This is a genomic window from Pseudoalteromonas sp., assembly GCF_036960685.1.
GTDB lineage: Bacteria > Pseudomonadota > Gammaproteobacteria > Enterobacterales > Alteromonadaceae > Pseudoalteromonas.
The window spans coordinates 43,071-64,379 of record NZ_JBALXK010000013.1 but is presented as its reverse complement, the minus strand read 5'-3'; the positions used below and the strand labels follow the sequence as shown (position 1 = coordinate 64,379).

The following is a 21,309-nucleotide window of genomic DNA, read 5'->3' as shown; positions in this document are numbered from 1 at the left end:
TTTACAAAAGCCCCGTAATTAAAGCGGGGCAATTTCAGGGTTTGGAGAGATTTCATGGCATTATGGGGCGGACGTTTTTCTACGGGTCCAGATGAGGCGTTTAAACAATTTAACGACTCACTTCCCTTCGATTATCAACTAGCGGAGCAGGATATTGTCGGCTCTGTTGCATGGGCTGGTGCCTTAAAGCAAGTTGATGTACTAAGTAGTAGCGAGCATCAATCGCTAGTAGCTGCACTATATGAACTACTCGACGAAGTAAAAGCGGATCCGCAAGCGGTGGCAACATCGGGTGCTGAAGATATTCACTCACATGTTGAAGCTGCTTTAATCGAAAAAGTAGGTGATTTAGCTAAAAAGTTACACACCGGACGTAGCCGTAACGACCAAGTTGCCACTGATTTTCGTTTATGGTGTCGTGATACCGCAGATCACTTACTTGCAGCGCTTGGTCAGTTAAAAGGTGAGTTTATTGCGTTGGCTGAACGTGAGCTGGGTACTATTTTACCTGGTTATACCCATTTACAACGCGCACAACCACTCTTGTTTAGTCACTGGTGTATGGCGTATGTTGAAATGCTTGAACGTGATGAAAGCCGTTTAACAGATGCTAAAGCCCGGATGAATTTTTGCCCATTAGGCAGTGGGGCACTTGCCGGTACTGCGTACCCAATTGATCGGCAAGCACTTGCCACGGGGTTAGGTTTTACCGCTGCGACTAAAAATAGTTTAGATGCTGTATCAGACCGTGACTTTGTGGTTGAGCTATTAAGCTGTGCGTCAATCTCTATGATCCATTTATCGCGTATGTCAGAAGATCTGATCTTCTACAACTCGGGCGAGGCCGGTTTTATTGAGTTGGCTGATAATGTCACTTCTGGTTCGTCACTTATGCCACAAAAGAAAAACCCAGATGCATTAGAGCTTATTCGTGGTAAAACGGGCCGTGTCTTTGGGGCATTTAGTGCGATGATGATGACACTTAAAGCCTTGCCGCTTGCTTATAATAAAGATATGCAAGAAGACAAAGAAGGCTTGTTTGATGCAATGCCAACTTGGCTTGCTTGTATCCATATGGCGCAGGCCTGCATCAAAGGTGTGAAAGTTAATGGTGAACGAACGCTGGCTGCTGCAAAAGGCGGACATTCAAATGCGACCGAATTGGCTGATTACTTAGTCGCCAAAGGTATCCCATTTAGGGAAGGTCATCACATTGTTGGTGTACTGGTGCAAATGGCTATCGCACAAGGGAATAACTTAGAAGATTTAAGTTTAGAACAATTCCAATCTGTGCATAGTATTTTTGAACAAGACGTATATGCTGTATTAGAAATAGACGCATGTATTAAAGCGCGCCAAGCACTTGGTGGCACATCTTTAGAGCAAGTAAGCATTGCTGTAAAAGATGCCAAAAAAAAACAGCAAATAACGGTTCGTGACGCTAATCTTGATGATGTTGAGTCGATAGCAAAGCTGATCCAGCATTGGGCTACAGTAGGCGAAAACCTACCACGTGCAAAAAGTGACATGGTGCACTCAATTAATGAGTTTGCGGTAACGGAAGTTGCTGGAAGAGTTTCAGGCTGTGCGTCACTGTATATTTATGATACTGGCCTTGCTGAAATTCGCTCGCTCGGTATAGACCCTGAAACCTGCATTACCGGACAAGGTCGTCAGTTAGTTGAGCATTTATTAGTTAAAGCCAAAAAATTGGCACTGAATCGCATCATTGTTTTGACGCGAGTACCTGATTTCTTTGAGAAACAAGGTTTCACATTCTGTACTAAAGACAGCTTACCGGAAAAGGTAATGAAAGATTGTGAACTGTGTTTGCGCAGAGACAATTGTGACGAAGTCGCAATGGAATTTATTTTGAAGCTAAGTAGTAATACGGAGATCCCGTGTAAAAACGTGGCCTAGAAATCCCTGGATGTAAAAGACGTACGGTTACCCCTGTGCGTTTTTTTATGTCTAAACACAGCTGGTATGACCTGTTGTTCTGCCTGCTTATTATCAAGATCAAAAAAAGATCGTTTTTTAAAAATGTTGGATCGGTAATTGCTACCTATAAAGTGTACGATGGCTCAGTGTGGGTTCATCTTAAAAAGCGCCAATAAATAATCAGAGCGCTAAAGCAACGATAGCTTGTTTAACAAGTTATTAATCCAACATTTTTGAAAGGATCAATCTAATGCAAATTACTGCTAACAACCAACTGCAAATGCAAGCATACAACTCTATGCAACAATCAAAGCCTGCACTTGAACAAAGCGCTAGTAATAAAACCCTACAATCTGATACAGTGTCTATATCTAGCGAAGCTTTGCTAGCAGCGAAAGGTGAAGCTGAAGTACAACGTGGTGGTGGGATTATTATAGATCCGGATAAACGCCCAAAATAATTTGGATAATTAATGTATTTAACAGAGCATTTTGGTTTATCGCTCGGAGCCCTTGTTATATGGGGTTTTATGATGGCATTTTTCTTTAATATATTTCTATATTTTGCTACACCAAAGAAAAGTGCCTGCTTGCTTTTCACATCTTTTATTATGTTTGCTTCATACTTTTCAAGCGACTCTTTTTTCTCCTGGTTTTCTACAACCGAAACTTATTTACACTGGGCATTATGGGATATTGCAACGTTCGTTATCATTTTATGCTTTGTTCTTTTTAATAAACCTATGCATAAGCCTCCAGCATACTATTATGTAGCAATTGGCCTAATTTTAAATTCAATTTTATTCTTATTAATTTATTATGATATTTATATTAAATATAACAAAGACCCTTGGCTATTATGGGATATCTACTCTTTTGGTGTAAACATTGTTGATTTTACAATGATAGTGGCTTTAATTGTCGATCGTGACATTTTAGGGTTGATTAAGCTTAAAAATGGAATTAAAGCGTTATTTAAAGGACAACAGCAAAAGCATCTTGTTTAGCGTTTATGTTTATTAACGACACGATCGGCCCGTATATCGGTGTGTTTATCGAGTGGGGGTTTTTAATGGCCTTCCTATTCAACCTTGTTTCTAGACTTAATAATCCTGACAAAGCAGTTGTTCAGCTATCTTTTCTGATGGCCATTTCCTACATGGTTAGTGATTTTTATCGTTTATCCTACTCAAATTATCTAAATTGGCTTATCTATGACTTACTCACCATCGCTGTAATATTTGTATGGTTTATATATTGTAAAAGACAGCGATTCATCGCGCTATATTATATTTTACTTGGCTTGACACTTAATTCTCTTCTGATGCTTGTAACTCATTATGATATTTATATTTTGCATAACCTTGAGCCATGGTGGCTGTGGACTGTTTATTCGTATGGGGTCAATATAATTGATTTATTTATGATATTTGTACTGATTACAGGGAAGGATGTTCTTTTGTTAAGAAAGCACAATGTTAAGTGAGAAAGTGATGTTCATTTATGTAGGAGCGAGTAAATAAATGGAGCTGATTGAGCAGTATTATAGTGCTTATTTGGCTTCTCTAATTATGTGGGGCTTTATGATGGCGTTTCTATACAACGTTGTTAAAAAGTCTTCTGCGCCAGGAAGCAATGCTACCGTTATGTGGATGTCTTTGGCTATTTTCTTATCTTACCTTGTATCTGACCCTTTACTCAATTTATCACTTGGGGTTGATATGATGTATAGCTATAAGAGCTACTTAATTTGGGCTCTGTGTGATTTATTTATCTTAGTTGTGATTTTGCTAATAGCTAAAAACCAATCTTTTCACAATTGCCCTGCTAAGCTATACCTAAGCATAGGCTTAACAGTCAATATGCTGTTATTTATTGCTATGCATATAGATATCAACTTTATTTACCGTTTTGAACCTTGGTGGTTTTGGTATTTTTACTCTGTCACGGTTAACGTGATGGATGTGATGATGATTATTGCACTGCTGTGCAATAAGGATTTACTTGGCTTGGTACGTGGTTATAATCGATTGCGAGGCTTACTAAAACCAGAAGCCTCGCCAAAAGCTTAAAACCGATATTCCCAACTGGTTTTTAATGCGCTATTACTTTCAGACTCGTTAGCAAATTCGTCTTTATACACAGAGCCACTGATCTTCCATAAACCACTAAATATAGCCTGCTGATAGCCAAGCTCTAATTGTAAACGTTCGAAAGTCTCGGGTGCTTGAGTTAGGTCTAGAATTTCACTTTGCGACCAGCGTAATTTGGCATAACCGGCGTAACCGTTCATAGTATGATAATGAGCACCTAATACGGCTGATTTACTTTGCAGCGGCGTTGCAGAGCCAATTAAGCGATCTTTATGATTATAGGCTTGGGCATAGTTAGTGAAGCTTTCATTAGCCTCATTACAGCTAAGTTGGGCTGTACAATCTTGTTGGGTATTTGAATATTCAAAATAGGTCTTTAATAACTGTTTTTGATCACCAAAAAAACTTTCTACACCCACTGTATAAAAAGGATCACTGGGCGCAATACCACTGTCATTTTTACCCATTAGCTCAGTATAAAAAGCAATCGGTTGATTGGCGATGCTGGTTGAGTACTTAGCATCTAAACTGGTTAAGCGTTGCTTAGTTGTTCTCAGTTCAAGCGAATTGGGGTCTATTTCTGTGCTGGTTAAATAGTCCGAGCCCGCTGAGCTAAATGCAATCTCAAGCCCCGCAAGTGGAGTGCTGGCAAACCGCACTGCCCAATAATTACCTTTTTCACTGATATTTAAATGTGGTTTTTGTTTTGCGTAAATGCCGGTTAATTGCCAGTTTCCAATAAATGATAGCCAGCTTGGCCCTACGTATTGTGTGTTAGCACGGTTGACTCGCAGACCTTTCATTGGCGATGCATTATTTGAAAGCAGTAATGCATTATCGTTGCTTGGCCCCCACCAATGGCTTACTTGCTCGGCACTGACAGACCAATTACCCATTAATACCGCTAAATAGCTGCCATGATAATTTGTGTATTCATCATCAAGTGCCTCGTCTGCGTAATTAACACTTACTTTGGCGCTAACCCGATTACCTGTGATTGCGCCATAGCTATTTATGCCGCTTTTTTGCTGATCGCGTTTGCCAAAGCTTTGCTGCAGCTCAGGTGCGCCATTGTAATTAATTCTAATACCGGAGCTGGTGCTTTGTTTTGCATTTGCTAATGCATGCTTTACATGTTGATAAGCAAACTGACTTTGCGCAGGTAATGAACTGGCTTCAATTGCATTTAAATCTCTGGAAATACCTTGCCACATCAAGGGATAGCTATTAACAGGCTGTTTAATTACGCCTTGGTTAAACAACATTTCAATTGATGCTCGCAGTAGTGGATCATCGCTTTCAATCCAAGGGCTTGCAAACGCAGGTCCTGCGACCACAACTAAAGCACTTAAATAGACATTTAACTTCATCCGTGTAATTTTTCCTGTAATGCTTTTACTACAATAGGGTGCACAAACTCACTGACATCGCCTTTATGACGAGCAACTTCTTTCACTAATGTTGAAGAAATAAATGAATTTTTTTCAGCTGGTGTTAAAAACACACTTTCTAAATCAGGGTTTAGGCGACGATTCATGTTAGCTAGCTGAAATTCATAATCAAAATCAGACACAGCTCTAATTCCGCGGATCAACACATTTGCATTATGATCTCGCGCTAAATCAGCCAGTAAGCCTGAAAAGCCAATCACACTAACGTTATCTATGTGAGTGAGTAAACTATTGGCAAGTGCAACGCGTTCATCTAAGCTGAAGCACGGTTTTTTACTAGGATTGTGGGCAATTGCAACAATCACAGTATCGAACATTTTTGCTGCCCGCTGGATCAAATCTGTGTGGCCATTAGTTAATGGATCAAAGGTACCTGGGTAAATTGCGGTGACTTTCATAAAATATCGGCTTAGTGTTATTTTGGCTGCTATATTAGCAGTCTTTGTTGCCCAGATCAGCCCGCAAATTGAGACTGTGTGATGTTATAGGTAAATGAGTTTATTTCATTAAGAAGTAATAACTAAGAATTATGGGTTAGAAATTTTCAAGTTAGTATTTTATTGGCTTAGATTTGTATATACTGCGCGGCTACTAATACTGAGTGAATTCTGAGCATTTACTTAAATAAAAACAACTAGAGTAGCAGGATATGAGTACCAAGGATAAAATAATTAAAACTAGCATTATGCTATTTAATCAACATGGTGAGCGTGCAATAACGACTAACCATATCGCTTCTCATATGGGGATCAGCCCCGGTAATCTTTATTATCACTTTAAAAATAAAGAAGACATCATTCGGCATATTTTCGCATTATACAGCCAGCATTTACACACACAATTTGTGCCAATGGCAAAGCATGATGAAGCATTCACGCACTTAACTGGATACCTTGATGCTTTGTTTGAATTGATGTGGCGGTTTCATTTTTTCTATGACAATTTGGGGGATATTTTATCTCGCGATGAAGTACTGAAAAAAGACTACATTGAATTTCAAGCCGCTTTATTAAGCCAAGTACGCGAGCTGGTAATTGGCCTGCGCGAAGGTGGCATGATCACCATCGACGATGAAGATGCCATTGAACTTGCGCATATGTTAAAAATTACCGTCAGTTTTTGGACACCTTATATCAAAGCAAGGCGTTTAAGTGGTGAACTCATGCAGCAAGATATTTATAACGGTATTTTAAAAGTATTAGCGCTTTTCAAAGCCTTTGGTACAGAGCAAAGTATTCCGCAAATTAACTTATTACGCGAAAAATATAGTGCGCTCGCTGCACAGGCTGAACCAGCCAGCTAAGCATAGAGCTTTTGTTTATTTCCTAGACGTTAGATTTTTTGCTATAATCGCGCGCCCAACACGTGGGTGCGTGAATCCTAAATATTGTCTAACGAGTAAACTATGCTTAAATTTATCGTCAAACTCCATCCTGAAATAGCCATTAAAAGCCGTTCTGTGCGTAAACGTTTTACTAAGTTGTTAGAAAACAACATTAAAATTGTATTACGTAAGCTTGACGAAAAAGTACAAGTACAAAATAACTGGGATAATATATCGGTTGTGACAAAATCAGATGACGCACAAATGCGCCTTGATTTTATCGATGGCTTGCAACGCATCCCTGGTATTGTGCAATTTATTGAAGTAACCGAAACCAGTTACGAAAACCTTCACGATATATACGAAAAAGCGTTAGATATGGTTGGCCCAACTGTAGTGGGCAAAACCTTCTGCGTGCGTTGTAAACGCCAAGGCAAGCATGATTTCACATCAACAGATGTAGAGCGTTATGTCGGTGGTGGTTTAAATCAGCACGTAGATGGTGCCAGCGTCAGATTGAAAAACCCTGAAGTAACTATTCGTCTCGAAATTAAGGATGATAAAGCGTATATCGTAACGCACACTCATCATGGCATGGCTGGTTTCCCATTACCAACCCAAGAAGATGTATTGTCGTTAATGTCAGGTGGTTTTGACTCAGGCGTTGCTAGTTATCAAATGATCCGTAAAGGCGCTCGTACCCACTTTTTGTTCTTTAATCTAGGTGGTGCGGCCCACGAAATCGGCGTTAAACAAGCCAGTTACTATATCTGGAAACAGTTTAGCTCAACCCATAAAGTTAAATTTATCAGCGTTGACTTTGAACCAGTTGTTGCTGAAATCTTAGAAAATGTTGAAAACAGTCAAATGGGTGTGATCTTAAAGCGCATGATGATGCGCGCAGGAAGCCAAATTGCTGAAAAAATGGGGATACAAGCATTAGTTACTGGTGAAAGTCTTGGTCAAGTTTCAAGCCAAACTTTAGCAAACTTAAGTGTGATTGACCGTGTTACTGAAACACTTATTTTACGCCCGCTCATCCAGCACGATAAACAAGAAATTATAAATATCGCACGTAAAATTGGTACTGCTGAAATGGCAGAAACCATGCCTGAATATTGTGGTGTTATCTCTAAAAAGCCAACGGTAAAAGCTAAAATTGCCGTTGTAGAAGCTGAAGAGCAAAAGTTTGACTTTGATGTGCTCAATACTGTGGTTGAAAATGCCCGTGTTATGGATGTGCGCGACATCGATGTTGAAGCAAAACAGGAGCTTAAAGAGGCTGAGTCAGTATCTGATTTACCAGCAGGTGCTGTGGTCGTGGATATTCGTTCACCGGAAGAAGAAGACGCCAACCCACTTGAAATTGAAGGTATAGAGGTTGTGCACTTACCGTTTTTCCGTTTAGCGACTAAGTTTGGTGATTTGCCACAAGACAAAGATTATTACTTATATTGTGCTAAAGGGGTAATGAGTCAGCTGCAAGCTCTTATTCTGCATGATAGTGGCTTTGCCAATGTAAAAGTATATCGCCCGTAAAAGCGGTGATTATACCCAAGCATCTTGAGGTGGTTTGGGTATTTTAAAAAAGCGCGAGTTAAATCGCGCTTTTTTTATGCCTGATAGCTTCAGCAAGAGATTGGTTATGGGGTGTGTCAATACCGAGTTGTTTGCCTTGTTGGCAGATATAACCGCACATCGCATCAATTTCAGTCATTCGATTGTGAAGCACATCTTGGTGCATTGACGAGAAGTTATCTTTGGTATCACTCATCACCTGATACGCGCTTTGCAGTGCTGTAGCAAGATGAAGGTTTATACCCAGCTTATTCGCTACAGTACACGCTTCGTTTAAGGTGTTTAAAATAACGCCACTGTATTTTGGTGCTGTCAGTGCGCCATTTTTTACGTTATGCAGTGCTGAAAGTGGATTAATAGCAATGTTCACTAACAGCTTTTGCCAACGTAGAAAGGCGATGTGCTCGCTAAAGTTGATATGTGGTAAGCCGGCAAGTTGCTGCATGAGTCGCAGGTAGCCATTGTCAGCCGCTGCATTACAACTACCAAGTACGCTTTCACCATTGCCAGTATGAACCACCGTGGTGGGAGTTACTTTAAAACCAGCTAATCGAGTAGTTAAAAAATACAACGCTTGCTCATTTTGCAATTGGTTTTGTAAGGGAGCTAAATCACTTAAACCATTATGGGATAATACAATATTGCATTGCTCAGAGAAGTAAGGTTTTAGTTGCTCGAATGCATCACTTACCTGATAGGCTTTAACAGCAAAAATAATTGTATCAACCTTGCAATTGGTCAGTTTTGGCAACTGTTTTGTCGTTAATACTGAAGCCGCAATAATTTGTTGCTGCTGGCCTTGCTGATAACAATATCGCTGGTTGCCATCGCCACTTCGAGTAACTATGGTGAGTTGATTATCCGCACTTAAGAAGTGGCTATACAATAAACCTATTGCGCCATCGCCAACGATACATATATTAGCCATTTTGATTCTTTTTGAAGTGTGAATAAAGGCCATACAATAAAAAGAAACTAGCTGCGCCGGTAAAGTCTGCAACCACATCAGCAACAGATGCACTACGATAAGGGATTGTGCTTTGCATCAACTCAATGGCAATACCATAAAATGCTAATAATGTAAGATGGACAAAAACAGGTAGCTTAAATGCTCTGACCATGAAAGCCGCTAAAATAAAGAAAATTGCAAAATGCACTAATTTATCTAAATGAGGCAAGGAGGACACGCCAACGCCCCTAAAATCACGGGCAAATAAGAAGGTAAACACCAGCATACTAATTAAAAATAGAGTTTGATAAACACGCCGAGTCACGATAAGTCCTAGAATCGTTTAAAAATAGAGCCGCAGTATATCAAACAAATTTCGTATAGCACCTGAACAAAGTGCATAAAAATGTAAAGATTTATAAAATAGGTATATACCCAAGCCACCTCAAGATGCAGAATTCAGCGTTTCACAGGGGCTTAATATCAAGGCGTTACTTTGCAAGAATGGCCGTCCCTTTTAAGAAGTAACAACGATGAGAGTAAGTGCCTGTGAAACGCCCAACGGGTTGGTTTAAAAGCGATTTATACTGCGTTATTGATTTTAACAATAGAACCACTATTACTTGTAATCAATGCCTTGCCTAAAGCGCTTTTAATTCCAACTGAAACTCGCATCTTGAGGTGGTTTGGGTATAATCTCCCCCATATTAATTTAAAAAAATCTTGTTAGGAGAGACTTATGCCTTCATTTGATATTGTTTCTGAAGTAGAAATGAACGAAGCAAAAAATGCTGTAGATAATGCAAACCGTGAATTAGAAACCCGTTTTGACTTTAGAGGTGTTGATGCGTCGATTGAACTTAACGATAAAACAATAAAGTTAAAAGCAGAAGCTGACTCACAAGTTATGCAGTTGTTTGATATTTTAGCGAATAAAATTTCAAAACGCGGTATGGACGTATCAAGCTTAGAATTACAAGACATTTCTCGTGCAGGTAAAAATGTTTTCCGTAATGTTGCACTAAAGCAAGGTATCGAAAAAGACATGGCTAAAAAAGTAGTTAAAGCCATTAAAGATTCTAAAGTAAAAGTACAAGCCGCGATTCAAGGTGAAGAAGTACGTGTTACGGGCAAAAAGCGCGATGATCTACAAGAAGCAATGCAAGTTGTTCGTAGCGCCGATTTAGGCCAGCCATTCCAGTTCAAAAACTTTAGAGATTAGAAAGCTAGGAGCTAGGTTTCTAAGTGCTAGAAAAAGCCAAATTGCAGCAGTGTAATTTGGCTTTTTAGTTTAGAACTTATGATGATTCCTAGAACCTAGAACCTAGAACCTAGAACCTAAAACCTAGTACATTTAGATGTATAGCCGTCCATTGACTTTTATCCCTAAAATAATCACAATAACCACCTATTTTTAAGGTGCTTGTAGTTACTTTTCAAGGTTGTTGATAGGTACAGCAAGATAATCGGGAAGTTGGTGCTATTTGTAGGATACAAATACAATCCAACACTGCCCCCGCAACGGTGATACATAAAATACGCAAGTATCTATGTTAAGTCCGGAGACCGGCCTTGAAGTCAATTTACTATCACTTGTGCGGTGGGCGCGGGTCAGGGGAAGTCATGTTAAACAAATCTACTCTAGGCGTAGCAATTGCTGCTGCGTTATCTTTTTCTGTGTCTGCAGAGCAATCAATTGAGCATATTACCGTCACAGCCAATAAATTTGAGCAATCAATTACTGATGTTCTTGCCAGTGTTACTGTTATTGAGCGCAGTGATATCGAAACAAGTAATGTCCGTGATTTACCAAGTTTGTTAGCAACACAAGTAGGTTTTCAAATAAATTCCAATGGTGGCTTTGGGCAAAACTCTGGTGTATCGCTTCGTGGTTCAAGTTCGCGTCATACCTTGATTTTAGTAGACGGTATTCGTACCGGATCAGCAACCCTTGGTTATACATCAATTAGTAATATTCCTCTTAATTCAATAGAGCGCATTGAGATAGTTAAAGGCTCGCGTGCAGCTGTATATGGTTCTGATGCTCTTGCCGGTGTGATTAATATCATTACTCGTAAAGAGCAGCTATTAACGCTAAATGCAACATTTGGGTCAGACGCTTATCAAAATTATCAAGTCGCTGGTACAGCGGTAGTTGATGCCGTTACAGCATCGTTTAATGCTGGATTTGAAAAAACCGATGGTTTTGACGTATTGCAAGGTGTAGCGCCGGATGAAGATGGTTATGAAAACAAAAACATTGGCTTTAACATTCAATATGCCGATGAATTGTTAGGGGAATTAACTGCGAAAGGGCAATACAGCGAAGGCTATGCTCAATACGACAGTGCGTTTTCGCCTGTTACAAGTACCGTAGAAAATAATGAATTTGAAAACTATCAATTAGCTTTTGGGTGGGAAAAGTCGTTCACAGATCAACAACATTCTGTCGATATAGCGTTATCAAGGGATGGTTCAGAAAATGCGCGCGTAGATTATACTGGCGGTACCGTTGTGGATGTATTCGACACTAAGCGTTCTCAGATTGATTACAATGCTCTTTATATAGTTAATGCGGAATTCGATATCAACAGTGGTTTAAACTGGTATAAAGATGATATTTCAGGGACATCAGGTGATTATGCACAAAATAGCCGTGAGGTGTTCGCCGGCTACATTGGTGGTTATTATGATAATGAGCAATTTTTAGCTAATTTAGCAGTTCGTTATGATGACGACCAATATTTTGGCGATGAAACAACTTATACAGCAGCTATTGGCTATCACTTGCATGAAAATGCAACATTTAGAGTAAGTCAAAGTACGGGCTTTAAAGCGCCAACATTTAATGACCTGTATTATCCAATGTCAGGTAACCCAGATTTAGTCCCAGAAAAATCGGTTAATCAAGAGCTTGGCCTGAGCCTTGATTTTTCTCAAGCAAAGGTGGACATATCGATATTCAGAAATGATATTGAAAATCTAATTGCGTGGGCACCTAATGCAGCTGGTGATTGGCAGCCAGCTAATATAAATGAAGCTCGCCATGAAGGTGTTGAGTTTAGCTTTGCTAATGAAATATTAGGCTTTGATAATCAGTTTAATTTTACTTATTTAGATGCTGAGAACAAAGAAACAGGTACTGCTCAAACGTATGTTTCGCCACGTACAGTAAATTGGTCAGTTACGAAACAGTGGGGCGATTTTGATGCAGGTTTTGATATGCAGTACCGTAGTGATCGTCAAGGTAAAGTAACAGAGCTTAGTTCTTATACGTTATGGAACTTGACTGCAAATTATCAATTTAACAGTGCGCTTTCATTTTCTGCTCGCGTTGAAAACTTATTTGATAAGCAGTACAACGCAGTTGATTCAAGTATGGATTATGCAACTGGCGAAGTGTTTTACTACAATACAGCTGATCGTCGCTTCTTTGTTGGCGCCAGCTACCAGTTCTGATCTCGCTTAAGCTTAAATAAAAAAGCCCGACACTTTTGCGTGTTGGGCTTTTTTATTGATAACTAATAGTCTAATTGAGCGCTTTACTTAATTTACTAAAAACGGTTTATAGTCTTGTTCAAACTTTTTCAGTTTAGGTGCAATCAATAAGCTGCAATAACGCTGCTCAGGGTTCGCGTTGTAATAGTCTTGATGATATTGCTCTGCTGGGTAATACGTAGTTGCAGGACTTACTTCGGTGACGATATCTTCGCGTATTTGGCTTTGTAACTTAGCAATGTAGTCAGTCGTTTGGGCTTGTTGCTCTGCGCTGTGATAGTAAACAACGCTGCGGTACTGCGTGCCTACATCATTGCCTTGGCGATTAAGTTGTGTGGCGTCGTGCAACGTAAAAAACATTGCGAGTAAGATGTCAAAGCTTATCTGGTTGCTATCAAACTCGATATTAACTACTTCAGCATGGCCTGTAAGCCCTGTGCATATTTGTTTGTAGGTTGGCTCTATAGTGTTGCCGCCAGTATAACCAGAGCTTACTTGTAAAACGCCTCTCACACGTCTAAATGCGGCATCGATACACCAAAAACAGCCACCGCCAAAGGTTGCTGTTGCCATTGTTTTGCTCATTAGTCACTCCCGAAAACGTTAAGTTGCGAACATGTTCTAGCCTATCAGAAGAACGGCAATAGCAGGGTTTTATTTCATGAATTTTAAGTTGGTATAAGGAAGCGTTGCTGCGGGCGCAGCAACGCTTTTGCTTATAGTTCTTTAAGCGGCTTTTCAGCTTCTTGTTGGTTAAGCTTTTGTTGTAAAAACTCAGGTGATTGGGTATTGCGAGCGAGCGCATAATAAGCAGCAGGCACAACAAATAGTGTGAGTATGGTAGCAACAATAACGCCGGTAAACACCACTACACCAATTACCATACGGCTTTCTGCACCAGGGCCTGAGGCTAACACTAACGGTACGGCACTCATTACAGTGGTTAATGAGGTCATAATAATCGGGCGTAGTCGCATGGTTGCGGCCTGTAATATTGCTTCACTAAACTCAACACCTTGGTCGCGCAGTTGATTGGTAAATTCAACAATCAAAATACCATTTTTAGCGCTGAGGCCGATTAACATGACAATCCCGATCTGACTGTAAATATTTAAGGTAAGCCCCGTAGACCACAAGCCAAACATGGCACCCATTAATCCCAGTGGCACTGTCAGCATAATAACAAACGGGTGTACAAAGCTTTCAAATTGCGCTGCTAACACTAAGAAGGTAACGGTAAGCGCCAAAATAAATACGTAGGTCATTGCCGAAGCACCTTCGTAGAATAATTGTGATTCACCTTTATAATCAACCGCACCATCAATATCATTTTCTTCGGCAGCAATTTGATTTAAAAAGTTAAGCGCTTCTTCAAGGGTATAGCCATCTGCAAGGTTTGCGCTGAGGGTTATAGCGCGCATACGGTTATAACGATTTAATCGAGATGCCGTGGCTTCTTCTTTTAGACTGATCAAGCTATCTAGCGGTACTAATTCACCACTGCGTGATTTTAGATAGATATTTGAAATATCAGTTGGATCTTTAAAATCTGCTTTGGTACCTTTTAGGATCACATCGTATTCTTCGCCTCGATCTATAAAAGTGGTAACACGGCGTTGGCCAAGCATAGTTTCAAGAGTACGACCCACATCAGACACCGACACGCCTAAATCCGCTGCTTTATTTTTATCGATACTGATCAAAAATTGCGGGAAAGTTTCTTTGTAATCGTGATCGATTCGTACTAAGCCTGGGTTTTCCTCGGCACGTTTAATAATACGGTCGCGCCAATCAGCAAGTTGCTCGTAATCATTACCTTGTAGTACAAATTCAATAGGGCGAGATGAGCCACCGCCACCAATGCCGCTGCGCATAATGGCAAACGTTCGTACATCGGTCACTTCGGCCATCTTGCCACTGATCTCATCCATTACTTGCCACGTTGAGCGTTTTCGGTCACTCCAATCAGCCATACCAACAATGGCAACACCACCCGTACCACCCCAACCAGGCACTCGCACTAATACACGGCTAAGTTCGCCTGATTCAGAATATGGCATTAAGCGCTCTTCGATTTTGGCCATATTTTCAGCGTTATTTTCATAGCTGGCACCTTCAGGGCCACTCATCATTAAGAAAAATGTACCGCGATCTTCTTTAGGAGTAAGCTCTGATGGGATTTGTTGGAACAATGCATAACTAACAAAACCAGCGAGCAATAAGGTTATTGCTAAGCCGCCTGAGCGAGTCATGTTTGAAGTTAAGGTATTCTTATAACCTTGTTCAATCTTATCAAAAATGCGGTCCATCCATTGGCTAAACTTACCTTCTTTTGACGAGGGCTTAAGAATTAATGAACACAGCGCAGGGGAGAGTGTTAATGCGGTAATACTCGAGAAAAACACTGCGGCACTCACGGCCATTGCGAATTCAGTAAATAAAGCGCCAATACGGCCATCCATAAATACTAAAGGCACGAATACAGATATCAGAACTAATGTAGTGGCAACAATTGCAAAGCCAACTTCACGGGCACCACGATACGCTGCCAATAAAGCCGGTTCGCCCAATTCAATACGGCGGTGAATGTTCTCTAGCATTACAATGGCATCATCAACGACCAAACCAATTGCCAGTACTAACGCAAGTAGGGTTAATAAGTTAATAGAATAACCCATTGCTAGTAAGAACATAAAGCTGCCGACTAAAGCAACCGGGACTGTTACCGCGGGGATCAAAGTAGCGCGAATATTGCCTAAAAATAAGAAAATAATTAACACCACTAAAGCCATTGAAATGGCGAGTGTACTGTACACTTCATTAATTGATTCTTTAATAAAGATTGATGAATCGTAGCTGTCTTGAATCGTCGTGCCTTCTGGCAGGTTACGTTTGATTTTTTCAAGTTCAGCGCGGGCGTTATCAACCACGGTAAGCGTATTGGCTTTCGCTTGCTTAACGATGCCTAGGCCCACCATGTTACGGCCGTTACCGCGAAATAGGCTTTCATCATCAGCGGCTTCTAAATGAACATCAGCCACTTCACCAAGGCGTACTAAATAACCATCATCACCACGTTTAATCACCAGGTTTTGAAAGTCACGTTGCTCTTTATAGCTACGCGCAGTTCGCACAGTAAAGTCGCGGTCGATAGATTCAATCTCACCAGCTGGTAGTTCAACGTTTTCTGTACGTAAGGTATTTTCTATATCGCTACTGGTAATGCCACGCGCCGCCATAGCTTGGCGGTTGAGCCATATTTTCATGGCATATTTACGCTCGCCGCCCACACGTACATTTGATACACCATCAACAACGGCTAAGCGGTCAACAATAAAGCGCTGCGCATAATCAGAAAGCTGCAGTGAGTCCATAGTGTCACTGTTTAGTAAGAACCAAGCAATTGGACTTTCATCACTGTTAGATTTTGACACTTCAGGCGGGCGTACTTGCTCAGGTAAACTGTCAAGAGCACGAGCAACACGCTCACGTACATCGTTTGATGCCGCATCAATATCACGGCTTATATTAAACTCAATGGTGATATTGGAGCGACCATTACGACTCGATGAATTAATACTTTTAATGCCCTCAATACCGGAGATACGGTTTTCCAGTACTTGGGTTATTTTAGTTTCAATTATCTCGGCTGACGCACCGGTATACTCAGTGCTCACACTGACAATGGGGGACTCAATATCAGGATATTCGCGCAGTGGTAACATAGAAAATGCAACTAAACCAAAGGTCAGTAGCAATAAATTAATTACAATCGCAAAAACGGGGCGTTTAACGCTGGTATCAGTAATTTTCACGGTTTACCCCTTCACAGACACTTTGCTACCAGAACGAATTTTAATAATTCCTTCTGTAACAATTAGTTGACCATTACTAATACCTTCATCAATGGCAACCCAGCCGTTGTGGCGGCCCGCAACATGAACTTCTACTTTGGTGGCTATGCCGTCTTCAATTTGAAAAACAAAATGTTTATCTTGCTGTGGAATAACCGCTTTCTCTGGCACCATCATGGCTTGATTGGCGCTCAGTTGCAGGGCGGTATTAAGCAGCATGCCTGGGCGTAATAAGCCACTTTTATTGGCGAAACTTGCTGTTACCTCAACACTGCGGGTAATTGCATCAATACGTGCACTTACATGGGTTACTTTACCGGTAAATGTTTTCTCTGGGTAAGCGTCGTTTTGGGTCATAACTTTCATGCCAACGTTTAATTGCGCGAGGTATTTTTCAGGTACTTTGAAATCTACCTTGATGATGCTGATATCATCTAAGCTGGTAATTATAGTGCTGTTATTTACATAGGCACCAATTGAAATCTGGCGCTTTCCTAAAATACCTGAAAATGGCGCAGTGATAGTCATTTCAGAGAGTTTTGTTTTGGCATTTTCTAACTGCGCTTCGGTGGCATCAACGCGAGAAAGTTGTTCTTCTAATAATGATTTTGCGGTTGCTTGTGAGCGAGAAAGCTCAGTTAAACGCTCAAGTTGACGTTTTTCTTCGCGTAAGTTAATTGCCAGCTCTTTGACTGTCAGTTCTTCTTGTAATGATTGTAACTGTACCAACTTTTGACCTTTACTAACTAAGTCACCGTCTTTGAAAAAAATGTCAGTTACATAGTCATTTTGTGCGCTTTTGATATAAATTGCTTGATTCGCACGCGCGCTGCCGATAGCCTCAATGAGCACTGCATTTTCTTCACTCGCTACAGTATGTGCTGTAACTTGGGTTGCACTTGCAGTAAAGTCGGATTGCTCACCTTGACTACTTGGCAAGTAAAGGTAAACACACAGCCCAAGAAGTAGAGTAATAATAAATGGAAATAGCGCTTTGCCAGATTGCTTTGAATACATTTTTAAAATACCGGAAAATTAATTGCCTCTAGTGTACAAAATAACAGCGTGGAATAGCTGTCGCGTATCTCATAAATCTGTCGGTTAGGCGTAAAAGTTAAAGTATTTATCAATTTGTTCCTATTTTGTAATTAGAAATGAGGAAGTTATGAAGTTAACGAGCAAATGTTCACATTGTTTGAAAATACGTAAATTGATTATTTGGGCTATAATTATGTACGTTTTTTATATAGTTTTTTATCGTTATGGTTAAATGTAAGCACGCCGTGTTGAAATTACGTGCGCAAGGCGCGCGCAATGGCATAGAAATTCTCAGTGTGGGTGCAATAGGGCTTATATTTATAATGCTATTCAATTTACTGCGCCCTGGTGAAATTAGTATTTTAGAAATCTTTTTAGTGAGTTTATGTTTGGCTGCTATTTTTGTTGGTTTTTTAAAAACTCAAGAGCCATTTTATAGTTTAGTTATTACAGAACATGAACTTACTTACCAGCATAAATATGGTTATTGGTGCGTTAGGCAAGAAAATTTCCATCACAGCGGGATTCCTAAAGTAGAACAACAGCTTGAACAGCTTGAGTTAAATGCCGTAGGTATTAAACTCAATAATACAGATGAATTTTTATCACAGTTGGCGCCGAGAATTGCGGGTAAATTATTGATAGAGCAACGGCATTTATTTATGCAAGTAGTTCAAAAACATTGCAAAAATGGTAATTGCCCATCAGAATGGCTAATTGAAGATAATCATTACACTTCAGCGCATGGGCGTAGCTTTAATGGTTTGATTGCCATGTTTGCTAACCGGATGCGGCACTTACAACAATTAACCGGATACGATTTGTTGTTACCTGCAAGTGTATTAGATAGCAGTATTTGGGACTTTAGCCGTAACTTAAATGCGTGGCGCAGTAACCCAGTAGTATTTATAGAATCTCAATTAGAGAGAAAGACGCTTGATGATAGGCGTTAGTTAGTAGGATGAAGCGATGAGCCAAGAAAGATCTTTTATTAAAAGTGGCAGAAACACCATTATCCACAAAGATAAAAAACTCGATTTAGTGATCGTGAACTCTGAAATACACCCAAAAATCAAAGTAACCCAACACGGTTTGGAGCCATTTAAAGAAGAGTTGCCAAAAAACCGCCGCGAAGCCAAAGAACGTTATTTGGAAATGGTCTATATTGGTAGTGTTGATGTGTTTGGCGAAGAAAAACGCTTACTGTTTATTCAAGCGCTGGATGGTCGTGAATATAAGGTTGATTACAGTAAAATAGGGACAAAGCTGTTTGTCCGTATCCATCAAGACAGCTATTTATAATATTCCTCCACTGTACTGGCACTGTAATTGCTTCATAAATTTATTGGCATAACGTTTTCCGTTATGCAATTTCGATTTTAATGAGGAAGCAGTGCATGAAATCAGCCTTGATAATTGCCCCAATTTTAACTTTACTAGCCGCATGTGGTGGCGGTGGCGGGGGAAATGATAACCCAGTTGTAGCCGCCTCTGTATTTGCGGGAAATGATCAGCAAATTATTGAAAAAAGTGAATTTACCATCGAAGCCAAAGGGTCTCCTGCCGATGGTACGTTTACTTGGCAGCGAGTCAGTGGCCCGATTATTGACGGCTTTCCGCTTGATGGCGCACTACAAACCGTAACGGCCCCTGATATAAAAGCAGACAGTGAATTATTACTGCGTGTTAGCTACCAGACCACTGATGGTCAATTAGTTAGTGATGACTTACTGATTGCAATAGAATCAAATAATCAGCTTCCGCAAGTTATTGTTACTCAAACTGCCCCTGCAACGCTCCCTTCTGATTATAAAGATAGAATCACGCTTAGCGCGGCAGGGTCGATAGATCCTGATGAAAATGGTCAAATTAATAGTTATAACTGGCAACAAATTGCAGGCCCAACTCTTGCCGTGGATAGTAACAGTAACGCGACCATTAGTTTTTCGCATCCGTTGCTTGATACAAATACCTTGATCACTTGGTTAATCACAGTGGTAGACGATGAAGGGGGAGAGGCAAGCACCGAGTATTCTCATACCTTAAATAAAACCAGTGAAGTTATTATTGCTAATGCAGGTAATGATCAGAGTGTCATTGAGCTGGAAAAAGTGACTTTAGATGCCACAGCATCTGAAACCGTGACCGAAACATTTAAATGTTTTTGGCAGCAAACAGCAGGCACCGCGGTGCTTGATAACCAACAGCAATGCATTACTTCTTTCACAGCACCTGCTACAGAGGCTGTAAATACACACACCTTTGAAGTAACCGTGACCGATAGTAAAGGCCGTACTGATACTGACACTGTTGATATAGTGGTTAAATCCAAGCCACTGGGTTTGCTCAATGATACCGGTATGAGCAAGTGTTATAACAATACCCAAGAGATAGCTTGTACAAGCCCTGATTTTCCTCGTCAAGATGCGTCTGTAGGGCGTGATAGCGGTGTTGGCTCACACATCGAAAAAGTCGGCCAAGGTGAGCAGGCGTTTGATTTTACAAAACTTAACCAGTTTGCCGATGAGTTACTAGATAGCGCTGCTAATTTTAGCTGTATTCGCGATAATGTTACCGGTTTGATTTGGGAAGTAAAAAGCCCTAACACTGGCACTTTACCTAACACGCAACTTCGAGAAGGACAAAATCATTATACTTGGTATTTAACCAATGAAGATGGTGTGCAAACGGGAAGTAGCCTTGGCACTACAAACAGTACTTGTCCAAGTAATAGTAACTGTAATTTGCAAGTATACGTTAATGCGGTCAATGCTCTTGATTATTGTGGCGGTACTAACTGGCGAGTGCCTAGCTACACAGAGTTATTAACACTACTTAATTATGGCAAGCATGGGCAATCAATATTACTTGATGAGAATTACTTTCCTAATACGCCTAATAGTAACTTACTCGCAGATGGACTGATTTATTGGACCTCACAAACTGCAGTAGATGGCACTAGTTTATCGCAAGCGTATATTTTTGATATGAGCGATGGGAATGATTTGGCTTATCCAAAAAGTAACACCGCGTTTGTTCGATTAGTCAGAACCGCAGGAGCATCACAATGAAACCATTATTAATTGGCTTATTGCTAGCTAGCCCTAGCGTAATGGCTGTGCAAAGTTGTTATGAAGGCGTAACGCAAACAACGCCTACTGCGCGTTTTACAATGCACACAGATGGCACTGTGAGCGACAGTGTAACGGGACTTATGTGGCAAACCTGCAGTTATGGACAAAGCTATGATCTAACAACCAATAGCTGTTTAAACAGCATTGTCAAAGTTAACTGGCAAGAAGCATTAAGAGCCGCGGTAAACGACCGCACTGGTTCTTATAAGGATTGGCAAATACCTAATAATAAAGAGCTTGCCAGTATTTTAGAGCACAGCTGTGTAACACCCAGTATTAATGAGACAGTGTTTTTGGGTAATACAAGTGAAAACTATTGGACTAATACATCCGGTATTGCTGATAAAACCGCAGCTTGGGTATATACCTTTGATAGAGGTCTTAACAGCCTACACGATAAAAAGTCGTTCATTTATTTACGCTTAGTTCGATATGAAAAATAACACGGTC

Annotated in this window: 19 protein-coding genes and 1 riboswitch; of the genes, 12 read left to right on the top strand and 7 right to left on the bottom strand. The window is 40.4% G+C overall.

Translation table 11 applies throughout. The annotated features are described in order from the left end of the window. The first annotated feature begins 54 nt into the window (after window positions 1-54). The 4 genes from argH to V7783_RS12315 all read left to right on the top strand — a co-directional run bounded on the left by argH (window position 55) and on the right by V7783_RS12315 (window position 4,012). Window positions 55-1,920: an argininosuccinate lyase gene (gene argH, locus V7783_RS12330; protein WP_335678961.1), complete on the top strand. Its 1,866-nt coding sequence runs from the start codon at window positions 55-57 to the stop codon at window positions 1,918-1,920. Window positions 1,921-2,191: 271 nt separating this feature from the next. After that, window positions 2,192-2,401 (top strand): hypothetical protein, encoded by a 210-nt coding sequence (locus V7783_RS12325; RefSeq protein WP_335678960.1) that lies wholly within the window; start codon window positions 2,192-2,194, stop codon window positions 2,399-2,401. 12 nt (window positions 2,402-2,413) lie between these two features. Beyond that, window positions 2,414-2,947, top strand: coding sequence for a hypothetical protein (locus V7783_RS12320; protein WP_335678959.1), 534 nt, complete (start codon window positions 2,414-2,416; stop codon window positions 2,945-2,947). Window positions 2,948-3,463: 516 nt separating this feature from the next. Then, window positions 3,464-4,012 (top strand): hypothetical protein, encoded by a 549-nt coding sequence (locus tag V7783_RS12315; protein ID WP_335678958.1) that lies wholly within the window; start codon window positions 3,464-3,466, stop codon window positions 4,010-4,012. Here the strand turns inward: V7783_RS12315 and V7783_RS12310 are convergent. Continuing rightward, window positions 4,009-5,403: a capsule assembly Wzi family protein gene (locus V7783_RS12310; protein WP_335678957.1), complete on the bottom strand. Its 1,395-nt coding sequence runs from the start codon at window positions 5,401-5,403 to the stop codon at window positions 4,009-4,011. The genes V7783_RS12315 and V7783_RS12310 overlap by 4 nt on opposite strands. Beyond that, window positions 5,400-5,882 carry a pantetheine-phosphate adenylyltransferase gene (gene coaD / locus V7783_RS12305; protein WP_064667971.1) on the bottom strand — a complete coding sequence of 161 codons (483 nt, stop codon included), beginning with the start codon at window positions 5,880-5,882 and terminating at the stop codon, window positions 5,400-5,402. The genes V7783_RS12310 and coaD overlap by 4 nt, the downstream gene beginning before the upstream one ends. Before the next feature lie 251 nt (window positions 5,883-6,133). Here coaD and V7783_RS12300 point away from each other — a divergent pair, with 251 nt between their 5' ends. Then, window positions 6,134-6,787, top strand: a complete 654-nt coding sequence (locus V7783_RS12300; protein WP_335678956.1) for a TetR/AcrR family transcriptional regulator — start codon at window positions 6,134-6,136, stop codon at window positions 6,785-6,787. A 102-nt stretch (window positions 6,788-6,889) separates the two neighbouring features. Then, window positions 6,890-8,347 carry a tRNA uracil 4-sulfurtransferase ThiI gene (gene thiI, locus V7783_RS12295; protein WP_335678955.1) on the top strand — a complete coding sequence of 486 codons (1,458 nt, stop codon included), beginning with the start codon at window positions 6,890-6,892 and terminating at the stop codon, window positions 8,345-8,347. Between the two features lie 58 nt (window positions 8,348-8,405). Here thiI and V7783_RS12290 read toward each other — a convergent pair whose 3' ends face one another. Both V7783_RS12290 and V7783_RS12285 read right to left on the bottom strand, forming a co-directional pair. Then, window positions 8,406-9,314, bottom strand: a complete 909-nt coding sequence (locus tag V7783_RS12290; protein ID WP_335678954.1) for a ketopantoate reductase family protein — start codon at window positions 9,312-9,314, stop codon at window positions 8,406-8,408. Then, window positions 9,307-9,660, bottom strand: coding sequence for a VanZ family protein (locus V7783_RS12285; protein WP_335678953.1), 354 nt, complete (start codon window positions 9,658-9,660; stop codon window positions 9,307-9,309). The genes V7783_RS12290 and V7783_RS12285 overlap by 8 nt, the downstream gene beginning before the upstream one ends. Window positions 9,661-10,074: 414 nt before the next feature. Between V7783_RS12285 and V7783_RS12280 the strand changes: the two genes are divergently transcribed. Next, window positions 10,075-10,557 (top strand): YajQ family cyclic di-GMP-binding protein, encoded by a 483-nt coding sequence (locus V7783_RS12280; RefSeq protein ID WP_304185135.1) that lies wholly within the window; start codon window positions 10,075-10,077, stop codon window positions 10,555-10,557. A 200-nt stretch (window positions 10,558-10,757) separates the two neighbouring features. Next, window positions 10,758-10,924: riboswitch (cobalamin riboswitch) on the top strand. A gap of 34 nt (window positions 10,925-10,958) precedes the next feature. After that, window positions 10,959-12,794 (top strand): TonB-dependent receptor domain-containing protein, encoded by a 1,836-nt coding sequence (locus tag V7783_RS12275; RefSeq protein WP_335678952.1) that lies wholly within the window; start codon window positions 10,959-10,961, stop codon window positions 12,792-12,794. Between the two features lie 87 nt (window positions 12,795-12,881). On the opposite strand, the gene msrA is transcribed toward V7783_RS12275, so the two are convergent. From msrA to V7783_RS12260, 3 genes are all read right to left on the bottom strand, one after another. Then, on the bottom strand, window positions 12,882-13,418 hold the full coding sequence (gene msrA, locus V7783_RS12270; RefSeq protein WP_335678951.1) for a peptide-methionine (S)-S-oxide reductase MsrA: 537 nt from the start codon (window positions 13,416-13,418) through the stop codon (window positions 12,882-12,884). Window positions 13,419-13,549: 131 nt separating this feature from the next. Further along, complete coding sequence (locus V7783_RS12265) at window positions 13,550-16,648, bottom strand: efflux RND transporter permease subunit (RefSeq protein ID WP_335678950.1); 3,099 nt, start codon at window positions 16,646-16,648, stop codon at window positions 13,550-13,552. A 3-nt stretch (window positions 16,649-16,651) separates the two neighbouring features. Then, window positions 16,652-17,704 carry an efflux RND transporter periplasmic adaptor subunit gene (locus V7783_RS12260; RefSeq protein ID WP_335678949.1) on the bottom strand — a complete coding sequence of 351 codons (1,053 nt, stop codon included), beginning with the start codon at window positions 17,702-17,704 and terminating at the stop codon, window positions 16,652-16,654. 245 nt (window positions 17,705-17,949) lie between these two features. Here V7783_RS12260 and V7783_RS12255 point away from each other — a divergent pair, with 245 nt between their 5' ends. From V7783_RS12255 to V7783_RS12240, 4 genes are all read left to right on the top strand, one after another. Beyond that, on the top strand, window positions 17,950-18,678 hold the full coding sequence (locus V7783_RS12255) for a DUF2982 domain-containing protein (protein WP_335678948.1): 729 nt from the start codon (window positions 17,950-17,952) through the stop codon (window positions 18,676-18,678). A 16-nt stretch (window positions 18,679-18,694) separates the two neighbouring features. Continuing rightward, a complete protein-coding gene (locus V7783_RS12250; protein ID WP_335678947.1) occupies window positions 18,695-19,027 on the top strand; it encodes a hypothetical protein in 333 nt (110 codons plus the stop codon). Between the two features lie 95 nt (window positions 19,028-19,122). Further along, a complete protein-coding gene (locus V7783_RS12245) occupies window positions 19,123-20,796 on the top strand; it encodes an Lcl C-terminal domain-containing protein (RefSeq protein WP_335678946.1) in 1,674 nt (557 codons plus the stop codon). Then, window positions 20,793-21,302, top strand: a complete 510-nt coding sequence (locus V7783_RS12240; protein ID WP_335678945.1) for an Lcl C-terminal domain-containing protein — start codon at window positions 20,793-20,795, stop codon at window positions 21,300-21,302. Before V7783_RS12245 ends, V7783_RS12240 begins: the two co-directional genes overlap by 4 nt. Window positions 21,303-21,309 lie beyond the last annotated feature (7 nt).

Bases quoted from the DNA above. Each gene is read 5' to 3' on its own strand.
- argH (WP_335678961.1), top strand. From the start codon at position 55: ATGGCATTATGGGGCGGACGTTTTTCTACGGGTCCAGATGAGGCGTTT.
- V7783_RS12325 (WP_335678960.1), top strand. From the start codon at position 2,192: ATGCAAATTACTGCTAACAACCAACTGCAAATGCAAGCATACAACTCT.
- V7783_RS12320 (WP_335678959.1), top strand. From the start codon at position 2,414: ATGTATTTAACAGAGCATTTTGGTTTATCGCTCGGAGCCCTTGTTATA.
- V7783_RS12315 (WP_335678958.1), top strand. From the start codon at position 3,464: ATGGAGCTGATTGAGCAGTATTATAGTGCTTATTTGGCTTCTCTAATT.
- V7783_RS12310 (WP_335678957.1), bottom strand. From the start codon at position 5,403: ATGAAGTTAAATGTCTATTTAAGTGCTTTAGTTGTGGTCGCAGGACCT.
- coaD (WP_064667971.1), bottom strand. From the start codon at position 5,882: ATGAAAGTCACCGCAATTTACCCAGGTACCTTTGATCCATTAACTAAT.
- V7783_RS12300 (WP_335678956.1), top strand. From the start codon at position 6,134: ATGAGTACCAAGGATAAAATAATTAAAACTAGCATTATGCTATTTAAT.
- thiI (WP_335678955.1), top strand. From the start codon at position 6,890: ATGCTTAAATTTATCGTCAAACTCCATCCTGAAATAGCCATTAAAAGC.
- V7783_RS12290 (WP_335678954.1), bottom strand. From the start codon at position 9,314: ATGGCTAATATATGTATCGTTGGCGATGGCGCAATAGGTTTATTGTAT.
- V7783_RS12280 (WP_304185135.1), top strand. From the start codon at position 10,075: ATGCCTTCATTTGATATTGTTTCTGAAGTAGAAATGAACGAAGCAAAA.
- V7783_RS12275 (WP_335678952.1), top strand. From the start codon at position 10,959: ATGTTAAACAAATCTACTCTAGGCGTAGCAATTGCTGCTGCGTTATCT.
- msrA (WP_335678951.1), bottom strand. From the start codon at position 13,418: ATGAGCAAAACAATGGCAACAGCAACCTTTGGCGGTGGCTGTTTTTGG.
- V7783_RS12260 (WP_335678949.1), bottom strand. From the start codon at position 17,704: ATGTATTCAAAGCAATCTGGCAAAGCGCTATTTCCATTTATTATTACT.
- V7783_RS12255 (WP_335678948.1), top strand. From the start codon at position 17,950: ATGGTTAAATGTAAGCACGCCGTGTTGAAATTACGTGCGCAAGGCGCG.
- V7783_RS12250 (WP_335678947.1), top strand. From the start codon at position 18,695: ATGAGCCAAGAAAGATCTTTTATTAAAAGTGGCAGAAACACCATTATC.
- V7783_RS12245 (WP_335678946.1), top strand. From the start codon at position 19,123: ATGAAATCAGCCTTGATAATTGCCCCAATTTTAACTTTACTAGCCGCA.
- V7783_RS12240 (WP_335678945.1), top strand. From the start codon at position 20,793: ATGAAACCATTATTAATTGGCTTATTGCTAGCTAGCCCTAGCGTAATG.